Source organism: Rhizobiales bacterium NRL2, from assembly GCA_001664005.1.
Lineage (GTDB): Bacteria > Pseudomonadota > Alphaproteobacteria > Minwuiales > Minwuiaceae > Minwuia.
In genome coordinates, this window is the sequence record CP016093.1 from 650,297 (window position 1) to 664,863 (window position 14,567).

The window sequence follows — 14,567 nt, forward strand, 5'->3', positions numbered from 1 at the left end:
GATAGCGGCGCGCATCGGAGCCTGTATGGGGCCAGCACGATCAAGCCAGGAGCCAGACGATGGCCACCACGATCCTTCCCACCCGCAACACCGAATGGGGCTTTTACGGCACCATCGACCGGATCGACGACGATCTGGCCGCCGACGCACCCAAGGCCTGGACGCTCGCCTCGCAAGCCATCGCCGCCGCCACGGGCGTCTCCCCCGAAGGGGTGCGCGACTTCCTCGACAGCAGCCACGGCCGCCACTTCGCCGACGACGTCGCCAACGCGCTCGCGCGGGGCGACACGCTGAAGGGCGCCATCGATGCCGCCGTCGCCCGCTGGATGGGCTGGCGCATCGACTGGCGCACCGAACGCGAGATGGGGATCCCCCGCGGGCTGCCGTATCTCACCGGGTTCGTCACCCACTGCGAGATCCTCGCCGAATCCGACGCTTGAGACGCCGCGTCTCTGGGTCCCGCCCGCCGCATGGCGGGCTCGATCTCGTAGAAGGGCCCGCATCCCGCGCGCCCGGATACGACGGAAACGACAAATGCCAAAACTTTCCGACACCCAACTCGTGATCTTGAGCGCTGCCGCGCAGCGTGACGATCGCAATGTCTTACCGCTTCCCGGATCGCTGCGCGGGAACGCCGCCAACAAAGTGGTCGGCGCACTTCTCTCTCGCGGGCTGATTGGCGAGCGCGTTACCAAAAAGCAGACCAAAGCGGACCCGGCGCTCAACCGCATCTGGCGGAACGACGAGGACGGTCGCGCGGTTCTCCTGCAGATCACCGACGCAGGCCTTGCCGCCATCGGGGTCGAGCCGGAAGGCGCCGACAGCGCGCCCACGGGCGCCACCCAGACGCCGGCCGACGACGCCGCATCTGACGCCCCCGCCGCCACGAAGTCCGCACCCAAGGCGCGGACAGCGCGCGAGGGCACCAAGCAGGCGCTGCTGATCGAGATGCTCCGCGCCGAGAACGGTGCGACCATCGCCGAGATCGTCGAAGCCACCGGATGGCAGCCGCACACGGTGCGGGGCGCCATCGCCGGAGCACTGAAGAAGAAGCTCGGCCTCGACGTCACCTCCGAGAAGGTCGAGGGGCGCGGGCGGGTCTACAAGCTGCCGCCCGCCTGACGCGGCAGCATCTTCCATCGCGGAGACCGCCGTCCTTCGGGGCGGCGGTTTCTCATCGGGCGCCGCGCAGCCGGAGCGCCTCGAACAGCCGCCGTAGAGCAAACGACCGGGCGATGCTCACGACGGTGAACACCGCACCCATGTTCAGATTCTGTACCAGCGTCGTCTGCAGCCCGAAGACCGGGAAGATCAGGATCTGCGTGACGACGGCAACGCCGAAGCCCACGGCGACGTTCGCGACAGCCTCGACGAGGGACATGGCACGCGATTGCTTCATGCGGCGTCTGCCGCATCGGATTCACCCAGCCTCTCCTCCCGGACCTCGGCGAAAGTCCGACCGTCGCCATCGAGGATGGCATCGCGGCCGGTCTCGGTCTGCCAACGCTCCACGGCGACATCGACATAGGCCGGGCTGATCTCCATCGCGAAGACGCGACGACCGTTGGCTTCGCCCGCCATGATCTGCGAGCCGGAGCCCGAGAACGGCTCGTAGCAAAGCCCTCCGCGCTCGACATGCTGGCGCATCGGGATCCCGAACGCGTCGAGCGGTTTCGGCGTGGGATGGTCCGGCCGTTCGTCCTTGGCGAAGCTCGGCATCTCCCAGGTCGACGGCAGCGTCTCGTCCGCGACCTTCGGCGGGCGTTTGCCCTTGATCCAGCCCATGAAGCAGGGCTCGTGCTTCCAGAGGTAATGGGACCGGGTCAGCACGCCGCGGTCCTTCACCCAGATGATCTGCTGATGGACGAAAGCGCCGGCCTTCTCCCAGCAGGCCTCCAGCATGGCCTGGCGGCGCGAGGCGTGCCAGCAGTACCAGGCAGCGTCCTCGGTGATCGCCTCGGCGACGGCGGCAGAGATGAACCCGTCGTAGAGCTCGGCGCCCTGGCTACTGTCGTCCCAGGTCGTGCCGTAGGAAGCCGACCAGTCCTTGTTCCGCGTCGGATGGTTCGAGCCGTCATAGTCGACGAGGTACGGCGGATCGGTCGCGAACAGCACCGCGCGCTCGCCGTTCATCAGGCGGCGTACGTCCTCCGCATTGGTGGAATCCCCGCAAAGCAGCCGGTGGTCGCCGAGCCGCCAGAGATCGCCCGGCCTCGACGCCGGATTGCGCGGCGGCTCCGGCACGACGACCGGCGGCTGGCCACCACCGGCAGAGCCGTCATCGGCTCCCGTTTCCGCGAGCAGTCGATCCAGTTCGCCGTCTGCGATGCCGATCAGCGAGAGATCGAAGTCCTCGGCCAGCAGGTCCCGCAGCTCGGCCGAGAGCAGCGCCTCGTCCCAGCCGCCCATCTCGGTCAGCTTGTTGTCGGCGATGCGGTATGCGCGCCGCTGAGCCTCAGTCAGATGACCGAGCACGATCACCGGCGCTTCGGTCAGACCGAGCTGGGTCGCCGCCAGGATGCGCCCATGGCCGGCGATCACCTCGCCGTCCTCGGCGACAAGCACCGGCACCGTCCAGCCGAACTCCGCAATGCTGGCGGCGATCTTCGCGACCTGATCGTCCCCGTGTGTCTTGGCGTTCTGCGCATAGGGCTTCAGCCGATCGAGCGGCCAGGTCTCGATCGCGTCGGGCGCGAAGCTGAGCATCATGAACGATCCTGTTCGAGCGGAGCCGGACGCCGGGACCGGAGTCCATCACTGGATCCGGCGCTGGACTCCGTCGGGGTCCACCGGCATCCACCTGGCCGTGGCGCGAAGCTTTTGATTTATCGAAGGTATCGGGAAGCGGCAGCCCGAGTGGACTCCGGGTGGCTTCCCAAAAATCCGGCCCTGTCGCTGGCGAAATGCCGCGCTTCGCCCGCCAGCATACGAATTCGCCAGGAAGGACCCGTGAACTCGGCGGTAGAAGGGGGCGGCCTGTCGGCGCACTTCCCGAACCTACCGCTCACATACCGGCAGGAAGCCAAAAGTGTCTGGCAGAAAATATCAGACCGGCGACGCTCCCTCAGAAGGCCGGATCGTCGGCCCGTGCGAGGTCGATGACCTGCTGCATCGACAGGCGCGGATTGAGCCTCTGCTGGTTGAGGTGATGCGAGATCCGACAGATGCCGTAGATCCAGTGATGATGAGCCGAGGCCCGTTGCAGCCCGACCGTCCGGCAGATCTCACGCCAGCGCGAACCGAAGGCGCGCATCCAGACGATCTTGCCGTCGACGGGTTCGAGGCAGACCGTCCAGCTCAGCGTCTCCTCCATCCGACTGATCGCCTGGGGAGACGGGAGCACCCGCAGACGACGCGGCTCCTGGCCGACCTGGTCGGCGAAGGTGTGCCGGATCTCCGGCCATGTGCTGAAGTACCCGAAGAGCCGGGGCTCGGGCAGGCGCTTCAGGACGAAGGCAGCCTCGGACAGCCGCGCCTCGACCAGGCTGGGCGTCCACCTGACGATCGCCCGGTTGGCCTGCGCGTTCATCGCAAGCCGCCCTTCGTCTCGATCGCCCACAGCAGGAGCGCCAACGCGTCGGCCTCGTCGTCGTTCTCGGGCGCGAAACCTCGATCGCGGATGGCCGCGACAACTGAGGCCTTCGGCGCGTTGCCCAGCCCCGTGACGTGTCGCTTGATGGTGCCGACCGGGACGCCCTCGTAGGGCACGCCACGCAGCTCCGCCCAGCTCGTGAGCGTCGCCATCAGCCCGCCGTAGACATGCGCAGCGTCGGTCCCGAGATGGCGGCGGACCTCCTCGAACCAGATCCCGGACAGCGGTCCGCTCAGCCGGTCGAGTTCGGTCAGCCAGTTGCCGAAGCGCAGGTAACGCATGCCGCCGCCGTCATAGCGGCCGGGCCGGAAGCTGACCGTGCCGCTGGCCACCAACCCGTCGGCGCCGCGGATCGCCCATCCCGTGGACGTACCAAGGTCGAGCGCAAGGACGGCATCGGGGAGACCGTCGCCGTCGAGGACCACGCCGACGCTGACGGGTGTGACGGATGTGACGGGTTGCTCCGTAACCCGGTCACGGGCGCGCGTACGCGCACGCGTAACGCTTATATGGGGACAACCCGTCACACCCGTCACGGCCGTTGGTTTTCTGGGCATCTGCCTCACCCCTCGAACAGCTCGTCGTTGCTCTCGCGCAGGGCCAGGCCGCGGAGTCCCCGGGCCCTGCTGGTGTTCTGTTTTTCGAACCCACGCACGCTCAGGTTCTCCGAGAAGCGTTTCATCGAGCCGGCATACTCGCCATTCGCCTCCGCCCATGCTTTCCAGCTGGCGAAGAGCGTACTCGAGCCGCTCCAGTGCGCTGCGCCCGTCTGGCAGCACTCGTCGATCCAGCGTCCGAGCGCGTCCTCGGCCTCGAAGTAATCCTCTGTCGCCGCCATGACGGCGTCCGGGGGCTTCAACCCGGTCTGCTGCCATTCGAGGCAGCCCTGCAGGGCCCAGGCGAGGATGCCGTCGCGTTCCGCCAACAACCGGTCGGGGAGGCGGCGATCCCGTTTCGAGGGCGGGATCGTCACCGTGAACGGCACCATGTGCAGACGCCGGCGCATGGCCTCGTCCACGTTCCGGATCGACGGCTTGTGATTGCCGACGACAAGGAACTTGAACTGCGGGATGAACTCAAAGAAATCCTGCCGCATGAAGCGGGCGGTGATCTTGTCGCCGCCCGTCAGGGCCTTGAGCTTGCTCTCGGCCCAGCGGCTCCCTTGCTCGGTTTCGATGGAGGTGACGATCCGCGCGCCCCGAAGCCCGGCCATGTCGGTCGGGTGGCGATCGCCGTGGGTCGCCATGAACATGTCCATCGCCGCGACGGTCGCGTAGTCGCCCATGATCGCCGTCAGCGTGTTGGCGAAGACCGACTTGCCGTTCGCCCCCGTTCCGTAGAGAAAGAACAGCGCGTGCTCGGTGGTGACGCCGGTCAGGCAGTATCCGGCGACCCGCCGCAGGTAGGCCTGGAGCTCGGCGTCCCCGCCGGTGACCGTGTGGAGGAACGCCTGCCAGGTCGGGCAGTCGCCGTGCGACGCGGCGGCGGCGATCCTGGTCATGAACAGGCCGGCATCGTGGGGTGCAAGGGCGCCGGTGCGCAGATCGATCACGCCATCGGCCGTGTTCAGGAGCCAGGGATCGCGATCCCAGATCTCTGTGGTGCTCGCATGCAGACGATCGCTCCGGGACAGCCGCTCCACGGCTGCGACAGTCGCCGCCGTCGACAGCTTGGTCCGGATGCGCCCGGACGGGGCCTGCACGGCCGCCTCGCGACAGATCTGTCGCGCCAGATCGAAGGCCTGGAGCGTCTCTTCCCGTCGCCACACGGATCCCGTCCAGGTGAGCCACTGACCCCAGCCCGCGACATAGCGCCAACGATCGGAGTGACGGTCGGCGAATATCGTGGCCAGCGCATCCTCGGTGAAGCGCACGGGCATGGGGCCATCCCCACCCTCGTCTCCGCCGTCCGCGGCGCCAGGATCGTCGGCCTCCTCGATCTCGCCATTGCGGCTGAGATCGCGCTTCCATAGACGTTCCGCCTCCTTGCGGAGTCGTTCCTCCGGCCAGGGCGGATCGATGCGCGCGAGATTGTAGGACTTGATTTCCTCCCAGGCCCCGGCTGGGGAGACATGACCCTCCCGACATCGCCGGATCCAGTAGCCGATCACGCGGGAGAGCGCGTCGAACCGCGTCGTGCCGTCGACGCCGCCCTCCCGGATCGGGCGGGCGAACAGCTCGGGCACGGCGCCGGTCGCGGCATCAGCGCCGTTGAAGTCGAGATCGGGATCATCGGCGCCGTCCATCGGCGGCATGGCGATGATGGCCTCCACCAAGTCCGACAACTCGTACTCGACCGGCTTGTGGTGGAGGATTTCGACGAGCCGCCTTTGGCCGGATTTCGCATAGACGGAGCCGGCGACGCGAATCGGCTGGTGCGCGGATTTGAAGGATCGATCGCCGCCGACCTTGGCGGCGATCATCTGTCGCGCGCGGCAGACCCCGGCGATGTCCTCGCTCTCCGCCGGCTCCGTCAGGCGCCAGTACAGGTGAAGCTTTCGCGCGCCTTCGGGCGTGATGCCGCCCGACGCCACCACGAGGGTAGGCGGCCCGAGGTGGCGTTCCAGATGCGCGCGCTTCGCCGCGATGTCGCCGTGATCGAGGTCGACGAGAACGACCTGCGTCTGGACGACATGCTCGGCCCGCGCGTCGCCCGGGGCGAGGACGGTGCCGGGCACGACGAAAAGCGCCATTCCCGCCGCGGCAGCCCAATTCGCTTGCTGCCCGATCTTGATCGCAAGGTCGGCTTCGGCCTCCAGGAACGGCGTATGCGGGGGCGCGTCGGGGCTGCCCTTCTCGGCAAGGGCGCGGACCGGCGCCCAATGTTCGCAATAGCCGAAGACGACCTCGGTGTAGGTCGCGATCATGTCGAGGTCGGGACCGACTTCTCCCGGCTCTGCCGGTGTCGATTGCGGTTCCATCACGGCCAGCACCGGTTCTTCCAGGCACAGAACCGGCACTCGAAGTGGTCGGGGTCTTCCGTGTGGCGGGGTAGCAATTCGCCGGCATCGCAAGCACGGAGGATGCGAACCGCCTTGTCGCTCGCCGCCTGTGCACGCCCCGCATCGAACGGCACCGGCTCATGCCAGATCTCGCATGTATCCTTGTTGATCGCGGTGAAGAGCGCAGGCGCCTCGGTAAGCCCGAGATAGGCCTGGTAGAGCGCGATCTGGGCGGCATAGACCGGCTTCGCCTTGACCACGCCCCGCTTCGCGATCTCGCGCCAGTTCTTTGCGTTGGCGGACTTGCACTCCCAGAGCGCGGGAACCGCCATGTCGTTAGGGGCAGCGACGACGACACCGTCGGCATGCCCGCGGATGCGTCCGCCCGCCGCCGAGAAGCCGAACTGCTCTCCATGCCGGTCGCGCGTACGCAGGTCGAAGCCGGCCCGGCGCAGCCAGTCGATCGCCAGATCCTCAAGCACGTGTCCGAGCGCGAAGATGCGGAGCGACTGACCGTTGAAATCGGCGTCCTCGTCCTTCGGCGCTTTGACGTATTCGTATTGGAGCCGCCGCTGGCACGCATCCCCGAGCCGGCTGCCTCCGAGGTAGTCCCGTTCGGGGCGAGACGCCTGCTCCGCCACCAGCGCCCGGTCGATCAGCGCATTGACGCCATCGGCGAAGGAAGGCGGCTTTTCCCGGTGATTGAAGTCGAGCAACGCCTCCATCAGAACGGGACGTCCTGGTCGGGCCGGTCGGCGCTCGCGCGCATCGCCTCCTGGAAGCCGTCGACCGCCGATTCGGCGAGCGCCGCCGCATCCTCGGCTGTCAGCTCATTGAGCCGCTTCTCCCAGCCAATCTCGCCCATCAGCTCCGCCATGAACTTCAGGGCATGGCGAAGGGCGGTCTTCTCGCGCTCGTCAGGAGCGATCATGTCGATCGCCTCCGGAGCACGCGATCCGGGCGGTCAGTAGGCAATGGTGTGCGGCGGATTCGCGCGAATCTTTGTATCATTGGGGGCAAGCTCCAGCTGACCCCCTCACATACCGAGACGCTGGGCTGTCTGTCGGAAGGTGGGACAACCATCCCGTAGACTTGATTCTTGTAGCGGGAGAAGTGCCTGCCTAATTTTGCAACTCGACGGTAATTGCTGGAGAATCGAAGCCGATGCCTGCTTTCAATCCGAGAATTTTTACAAGTCCCGATCGCCTGAAACACATTTCGCCCGCACGACTAAAAACATTCCTTGGGCAGTGGCAGGATTACTTTGAAGCCCGCGGTCTCGATATTGCGTCCGCTTCGACCGATGACATGCCGCTCGGCGATATCGCTCACATCCTGATGAACCCGGACGCCTCGGTGCCCGAGGACATGGTCAACGCGCTCTACTACGTCCATGAGACCGCCACGCATGAGGCGATGGAGGAGCTGCTCGACCGCGCCGAAGCCGCGGGAATCGACATCGAAAAGGATTACGAAGCATCGGCTGCCGATGTCGCTGTCCAGATCTGGCTCGCCCAACCAATGCTGCTACAGCGCCAGCACGCCGAGACGGTCGCGTTGAAGCGCTCCAATTTCATGTATTTCGCAGGCTCGGCGCCCAAGAAGCCGGCAGCCGTCATCTCGTCCGTCTCCGAGGCCGATGCCAAGGCGATGCAGGATCAAATGGACAACTGGTTCGAGGCGAAGCGCCGGGGGCGAGGCTGTCGCATCTTCGCCTTTCCGCGAGGCGAGAAGATCTGGCTTCTTGTCCGCCACGGCATGCCAATGCGCCGGGAAGGCAAGCACCAGGAAGACGGCGAGAGCGGGATCGCGTTCTATCGCCCGCAAAAGCACGACGTCCTGATTTACGACAGCGCTTCCGACGAGATCGCCGTCAATGCCGAAACCAAGGGCGAGCGGGCACTCTATCTGAAGACGTTCGGCCTGATGCTGTTCGGCAACGAGGATTATTTCGATCGCTCGGAGCGCTACACGCTCGATCCGCTGCGGGAACATGGGCCCGACGCACTGGCGCACGAGGATATCGAGGGATTGGCGGGCGTCCGTCTCGTCGAGTTCGGCCGGCGCTGGCCTGGCAAGATCGCGGAGTTGGAAATCCGAAAGTCCGAGGATCTTTTCAAGTCCTACGGCGACAACTGGGAGAAGCGGTTGAGCGGCGGTTCGTTCACCCACGCCACGTTCAAGTTCGCCTTCGACGGGACCAAGCGCGAGCGTTCAGTGACGATCCGCCCGGCGAACATCGCGAGGTACGAAAGGGAGTCGGACGCGGAGGTTATCGAAAGCTGGCTGAAGGCGCGCGGCTTCTGGTCTATCCCGGCCGCTGCGGCAGATGATGCAGATACCAAAGTTCTGGCAAGCGCTTGACGATCTCGCGGACGCCGCGACGGACCGGCGCGAATGGCAGGCTATCCTCGGCAGCGAATTCGACCTCGTCTCTCGGTTCCTGACGTCGACCGGAACCCTGGCCACCAGCATCGCTTGCCCGTCTCCCGGCGGCGAGGGATGTCCACGCAAGGTCGTCCGGCATGATGACGGCTCCATACGGGCGATCTGCGGCGACAGCCCGAAAGCATGCGCGGATCTCGACCTCAGCCGGGACGACATCGCCATCCTCGGTCTCGATCGGACGGGATTGGCCAAGGCGGTCGCGACCGCTCTCGCTCTCAGCATCCCCGCCAAGTTCGAACGCCAGAAGGTGTTCGGGATCGGCTCCCACGACGTCTTCGCCGGTCGCGGGTTTCCCGTCTTCTTGACCGTTCCGGGTCCTGCGCCGACGGACGATGCGACCCCCTTCGACGACATCATCGGGCTCCCGGGCCCCAAGCTCGTCCTGACGCCCACCAACGCCTCGCTGCCGGCAAGCGTCGTCGGGAACCTGCAACGGGCCGACGTCACGTTGTTCGCGTTGAGCGATCTTCTCGTGGTGAACGATCAAGGAAGCCTGGAACCGGCGCACCCGCCCGAAACCCTGTTTTCCGATCTCCGTGTCCGAGTCGAGGCATCCTCCAGCACGAGTCCGTCCAACCTCGCGTGGCAGTTGCCGCCCGATGCGCGATGGGAGGAAATCGGCATCCGATTCATCGCCGACGAGGTCATCAATGTGAGCTTCCGCGGCGAGACACGCAGGTTCGAACCCGATGCGCTGGGCATGAAGAACGGCAAGAGCGGCAAAGCCACGAAGCGGTGGCTCTATCTGAAGCTCCTGGCATCCCAATCCGGCCGTCTGCCCGTGCATCCCGCGAACGGCGAGGACACGAGCAAGCACCAGAAGCAGAAGCAGGCGCTGTCGAAGGCGCTGCGACAGTCCTTCGGGATCCCGGACGAGCCGATCCCGACCGAAGGCGGCGACTATGTCACCCGCTTCGTGATCAACGCGGACGACCTCCAACAAGGCAAGCAGGGGCAGTCCCAACGAAATTTCGCTGGGTAGGGCTAAAAAAACTTCGAAAAAATTTCGACCGCCAAACCGCTGAACTCCGCCAGGTTCGGCGGTTTTTCTTTGCGCTGACGGCGCTCCAACCGCCTCGCCGACGAATTTTCGCCGGTGCCGGGTACTCGGGCCGCGTGCCCGTCCACCTGGACGAAGGCGAAAACCATGGAGCAGCTTCAGGAGCTTACCAGCCCCAATTCCCGTATCTCCCGCAACATCAGCATCCGTTCCGCACGGCTGGCACGATCGAACGTCGTGCCGGGCATGGACGTCGAGGACATTGAGCAGGAACTCAGGCTCGACCTCATCCGCCGGGCGCCGAACTACGACCCCGCCAAGGCGTCTTTCGAGACCTTCGCCGACCGCATCGTCGCCAACCGCATCGCCAGCCTCGCCAGCGCGACGCAGGCGAGCCGTGCCGAGCGCACGATGCAGTCGCTGGAAATGCCGATCGGCGCCGGCGACGACGTAGACGGCGATCTCACCCTCGCCGATGTGCTGCCGGAGAGCGCGGCGCTTCATGCGTGCGAGGACCTCGCACAGATGCACGGGCCGGGCCTGCGGGGCGACATCGAAAAGCTCCTGGCACGGCTCTGCCCGACAGCGCGGCAGATCGCGATCGCCGTCTCCCATCTCTCGGTCGCCGAAGCGGCGCGGGAGCTGGGGCTCCACCGAAGCACCATCTACCAGCACCTCGCGGCCATCCGCCGGACCGCCATGGACCTCGGTCTCGCCGAATATTTCGAGCCGGTCCCGACAGTGGCGGCCGCCCGCCGGTAAGTGACGGCAAGCAATCAAGCGAATTCATGCCGGGCCTTCGGGGGAATGCAAAACCCTTCGGGAAACACCCCGACCGCAAGCTCCAGGGCGGCGTCGGGCCCGGCAGCAGCTTCATCGCGACGACCCCTGGGCAGGACGGAAAGGAGCATCCCGATGTTCAAGACCCCTCTGAAACGCCTGCGCGAGTCGACCTGGCTGGGCGCCATCCCCGACACGATCTCGGTACCGGCCCGCGGCGATACGCCGGCGCGCACGGTGCCGATCGAGCAGGCCACCATCGACGACATCGCTTTCGCGCTGCTGCCGTTGAACCGCGAGCGTTCCGACCTCACGCGGACCATCTGCGCGCTGGAGGAAGTGGTGTCGATGGCGCGCAATCAGGGCGCCGCCGGCGTGGACGCAGCGGTGTCGGCCGCGGCCCGCGAGATGGAGGCGCGCAAATGAACGCGCCCTATACGCCTGCTCCGCTCAGGATCATCACCGCCGACGAGCGCTTGAAGGAGGTTCGCGGCATCAAGGGGGTGCTCACCGGCATCTCCGGCATCGGCAAGACCAGCCAGCTCTGGACGCTCGATCCCGAGCGCACCCTGTTCCTCAATCTCGAGGCCGGCGAGCTTGCCGTCCAGGGCTGGCCCGGCGACGAGATCCGCATCCGTGACTGGGAACGCGCCCGCGACCTCGCCTGCTGGATCGGCGGCCCCAACCCCGCCATGCGCGACGACCAGTCCTACAGCCACCGCGACTACGAGCGCGTCTGCGCTGCCTTCGGCGCCCCGACCGTGCTGGACAAGTATGAGACCGTCTTCGTCGACAGCATCTCGGTCGCGTCCCGCATCTGCATGCAGTGGTGCAAGGGGCAGTCTCAGGCGCAGTCCGATCGCAGCGGCAAACTCGACCTGCGCGGCGCCTACGGGCTGCTCGGCCAGGAGATGATCGGCTGGCTAACCCACCTCCAGCACACGCCGCACAAGAACATCTGGCTGGTCGGTCTGCTCGATCGGAAGATCGACGATTTCGGCAAGCCCTACTTCGCCATGCAGATCGAGGGGGCGAAGACCGGGCTCGAGCTGCCGGGCATCGTCGACGAGGTGATCACGCTCGCCGAGATCCGTCCCGCCGACGGCGACCCGTTCCGCGCCTTCGTGTGCACCACGATCAACGACTTCGGCTTTCCCGCCAAGGATCGCAGCGGCCGGCTGGCCATGATCGAGCAGGCCCATCTCGGCCGCCTGATGGCGAAGATCCGCGCGGGGCACGGCGCCACGTCGGCGGACGCCCTCGATTTCCGGCTGCCCGAGGCGGCAGCCGACCAATCCCATTCCATGACGAAAGGAGCTTGACCCCATGTCGGACAACATGGATTTCAACGGCGCCGACAGCCAGGACGCCGCGTTCGATCTCATCCCGGCGAACACGCTCGCCAAGGTGTCCCTGACGATCCGTCCCGGCGGCGCCGGGCCTGAGGGCTGGCTCACCCAGAGCCGCACGAGCACAGCGCTCTATCTGAACACCGAGGCAGTGGTGCTCGACGGCCCCTATGTCCGGCGGCGCATCTACACGCGCATCGGCTTCAAGGGGAAGAGCGTCAACGAGCGCGGTGACGACACCTACGCCAACCGGGGCAGGGCCTTGATCCGCGGGATCCTCGAATCGGCGCGCGGCATCAAGGCAGGCGACCAGTCGGAAGGCGCCTGCGCGGCGCGGAAGATCCGCAGCCTCGGCGACCTGAACAGCCTCGATTTCGTGGCCAAGATCGGAATCGAGAAGGACCGCGACAACCCCGACGACAGCGGCCGCAACGTCGTAAAGGCCGCGATCGGCCCCGATCACGCGGAGTATATCTCGATCATGGGTGGCGCGCCCACCGCGCCGCCCGCCGTCGGCACGCCGCAGGCCGCGCCAACCTCCCGCATGGTCGACGATCCTTATGGCGGCGCCCCGGCGCCGGCTCAGAGCGGCGCACCCTTCTGGGCGCGCTGAGAGCAGTCGCCATGATCCCGCGCGATTATCAGAGGGCGGCCGTGGACGCGGCCCACGACCGGACAGCCGAACACGGCAACACGTTGCTCGTGCTGCCGACCGGCGCCGGCAAGACGGCGATCGCGGGCTTCTTCGTGGGCGAGCAGGCCGAGCGACGCCGTGAGTTCCGCACCCTCGTCCTGCAGCACACGGACGAGCTCATCGACCAGAACCGCACCGCCATCGGCAAGGTCTCCGGCCTCGCGACCTCCGTCGTAAAGGCCGAACAGGATTGCTGGGACGGCCAGGTCGTCTTCGGCAGCGTCCAGACGCTGGCGCGGACGAACCGGCGGCAGTCCATGCCGGAATTCACCCATCTCGTCATCGATGAGTGCCATCGGGCGGCGGCCCAGAGCTACCAGTCGATCATCGCGCATGCCCGCGACCTGAATCCGGGGCTCAGGCTGCTGGGGCTGTCCGCCACGCCCGGCCGGGGCGACGGCCGGAGCCTGCGCAAAACCTTCAGCAATGTGGGCTACCACTTGCGGATCGGCACGCTCATCGCGCGCGGGCTGCTGGTCCCGCCGCGGACCTTCACCATTGATCTCGGCGTGAAGGACGAGCTCGCCGGCATCGACAGCACCGCCGGCGACTTCGACATGCGCCAGGCGGACAAGGTGCTGAACCGTTCCGTCCTCAACGAGACGGTGGTCGAGCACTGGAAGGACAAGGCGGCGGACCGGCGCAGCATTTTCTTCTGTTCGACGGTCGCCCATGCCGAGGCCGTGGCCGAGGCGTTCCGAGCCGACGGCATCTCGGCCGAGACGATCACCGGCGACATGGCGCCCCGGGCGCGTGCGGATCTGATCGCGCGGTTCGACCGCGGCGAGGTGCAGGTACTCACCAACTGCATGGTGTTGACCGAGGGCTTCGACAGTCAGCCCGTCGGCTGCATCGGCATCCTGCGCCCGATGCTCCACAAGGGCACATTCGTTCAGGCCGTCGGGCGCGGGCTGCGCCGGGTCGATCCCGAACGCTTTCCCGCTATCGTCAAGACCGACTGCATCGTGCTGGACTTCGCCGGTGCCGCGCTGCGCCACGGTACGCTCGAACAGGACATCGGGCTCGAAGACGACGAGCCGTCCGCCGGCGAGCAACCCTGGAAGACCTGCCCCTCCTGCGAGGCGGAGCTGCCGCTCGGCGCGTCCCTCTGCGACTTCTGCGGCCACGTCTTCACCCGCGAGACCGGCGAAAAACGGCTGCTCGCGTCCTTCGAGATGACCGAGATCGATCTGCTCGATCGATCCCCGTTCTCATGGTGCGACCTGCACGGCGACGGCCAGGCCCTGATGGCGAGCGGGTTTCAGGGGTGGGCGGGCGTCTTCCACGACGGCACGCTCTGGCACGCTCTCGGCCACCCGAAGGGGAGAGCGCTCCGCACCCTCGCCATCGGCACCCGCGTCCAGGCGCTCGCCGCGGCCGACGACTTCCTGCGGGAGACCGAAACCACCAGCGCCTCGGCCAAGAGCAGGCGCTGGCTCAACGACCCGGCCACCATGCGACAGATCGAGCTGCTGCATCGTGCCGGCCAACCGGCCGACGGCCTCGACTTCGGTCTGTCGAAGTACGCCGCCAACTGCCATCTGAACTTCCGCTGGAATCGGAGCGCCATCCGCGCGGCCGTTCTGCGGGACGCGGCTCGGAGCGCGGCGTGAACCGATCGAACGCCCTGCATCCGGACCGGATGACCAGCCGGGAGCGCATCGCCGAAGCATGTGAGATCCTTGCGCTGGGACTGATCCGGCTCCGGGCGCGTGAGCGTCAACTATCTGACGATACTGGAGAAATTTGCCTACACATGTCGG

General features: G+C 66.7%; 16 protein-coding genes. 9 read left to right on the top strand and 7 right to left on the bottom strand.

Features of this window, described 5'->3' with window-relative positions:
- Positions 1–59: 59 nt before the first annotated feature.
- Together TEF_03025 and TEF_03030 are read left to right on the top strand one after the other, a co-directional pair.
- Entirely contained in the window at positions 60–440 is a 381-nt protein-coding gene (locus TEF_03025) for a hypothetical protein (protein ID ANK79879.1), read from the top strand.
- Between the two features lie 94 nt (positions 441–534).
- Positions 535–1,122: a hypothetical protein gene (locus TEF_03030; protein ANK79880.1), complete on the top strand. Its 588-nt coding sequence runs from the start codon at positions 535–537 to the stop codon at positions 1,120–1,122.
- A gap of 52 nt (positions 1,123–1,174) precedes the next feature.
- On the opposite strand, the gene TEF_03035 is transcribed toward TEF_03030, so the two are convergent.
- The 7 genes from TEF_03035 to TEF_03065 all read right to left on the bottom strand — a co-directional run bounded on the left by TEF_03035 (position 1,175) and on the right by TEF_03065 (position 7,464).
- Positions 1,175–1,399 (bottom strand): hypothetical protein, encoded by a 225-nt coding sequence (locus tag TEF_03035; GenBank protein ID ANK79881.1) that lies wholly within the window; start codon positions 1,397–1,399, stop codon positions 1,175–1,177.
- Positions 1,396–2,709: a DNA methylase gene (locus TEF_03040; protein ID ANK79882.1), complete on the bottom strand. Its 1,314-nt coding sequence runs from the start codon at positions 2,707–2,709 to the stop codon at positions 1,396–1,398. Before TEF_03040 ends, TEF_03035 begins: the two co-directional genes overlap by 4 nt.
- A gap of 355 nt (positions 2,710–3,064) precedes the next feature.
- The gene (locus TEF_03045; GenBank protein ANK79883.1) at positions 3,065–3,529 is read right to left on the bottom strand and encodes a hypothetical protein; all 465 of its coding nucleotides are present in this window, start codon (positions 3,527–3,529) and stop codon (positions 3,065–3,067) included.
- A complete protein-coding gene (locus tag TEF_03050) occupies positions 3,526–4,017 on the bottom strand; it encodes a hypothetical protein (protein ANK79884.1) in 492 nt (163 codons plus the stop codon). Before TEF_03050 ends, TEF_03045 begins: the two co-directional genes overlap by 4 nt.
- 137 nt (positions 4,018–4,154) lie before the next feature.
- Positions 4,155–6,551: a hypothetical protein gene (locus TEF_03055; protein ID ANK79885.1), complete on the bottom strand. Its 2,397-nt coding sequence runs from the start codon at positions 6,549–6,551 to the stop codon at positions 4,155–4,157.
- A complete protein-coding gene (locus TEF_03060) occupies positions 6,512–7,249 on the bottom strand; it encodes a hypothetical protein (GenBank protein ANK83238.1) in 738 nt (245 codons plus the stop codon). The genes TEF_03055 and TEF_03060 overlap by 40 nt, the downstream gene beginning before the upstream one ends.
- 8 nt (positions 7,250–7,257) lie before the next feature.
- On the bottom strand, positions 7,258–7,464 hold the full coding sequence (locus TEF_03065) for a hypothetical protein (protein ID ANK79886.1): 207 nt from the start codon (positions 7,462–7,464) through the stop codon (positions 7,258–7,260).
- Positions 7,465–7,697: 233 nt separating this feature from the next.
- On the opposite strand from TEF_03065, the gene TEF_03070 reads away from it, so the two are divergent.
- The 7 genes from TEF_03070 (at position 7,698) to TEF_03100 (ending at position 14,417) form a co-directional block, all read left to right on the top strand.
- Positions 7,698–8,897 carry a hypothetical protein gene (locus TEF_03070; GenBank protein ANK79887.1) on the top strand — a complete coding sequence of 400 codons (1,200 nt, stop codon included), beginning with the start codon at positions 7,698–7,700 and terminating at the stop codon, positions 8,895–8,897.
- A complete protein-coding gene (locus TEF_03075; GenBank protein ANK79888.1) occupies positions 8,863–9,963 on the top strand; it encodes a hypothetical protein in 1,101 nt (366 codons plus the stop codon). Before TEF_03070 ends, TEF_03075 begins: the two co-directional genes overlap by 35 nt.
- A 264-nt stretch (positions 9,964–10,227) precedes the next feature.
- Positions 10,228–10,743: a hypothetical protein gene (locus tag TEF_03080; protein ID ANK79889.1), complete on the top strand. Its 516-nt coding sequence runs from the start codon at positions 10,228–10,230 to the stop codon at positions 10,741–10,743.
- A gap of 153 nt (positions 10,744–10,896) precedes the next feature.
- The gene (locus TEF_03085; GenBank protein ID ANK79890.1) at positions 10,897–11,187 is read left to right on the top strand and encodes a hypothetical protein; all 291 of its coding nucleotides are present in this window, start codon (positions 10,897–10,899) and stop codon (positions 11,185–11,187) included.
- Positions 11,184–12,083, top strand: a complete 900-nt coding sequence (locus TEF_03090; protein ANK79891.1) for a hypothetical protein — start codon at positions 11,184–11,186, stop codon at positions 12,081–12,083. Before TEF_03085 ends, TEF_03090 begins: the two co-directional genes overlap by 4 nt.
- Positions 12,084–12,087: 4 nt before the next feature.
- Positions 12,088–12,723, top strand: coding sequence for a hypothetical protein (locus TEF_03095; GenBank protein ANK79892.1), 636 nt, complete (start codon positions 12,088–12,090; stop codon positions 12,721–12,723).
- An 11-nt stretch (positions 12,724–12,734) separates the two neighbouring features.
- Positions 12,735–14,417: a hypothetical protein gene (locus TEF_03100; protein ANK79893.1), complete on the top strand. Its 1,683-nt coding sequence runs from the start codon at positions 12,735–12,737 to the stop codon at positions 14,415–14,417.
- Positions 14,418–14,567 lie beyond the last annotated feature (150 nt).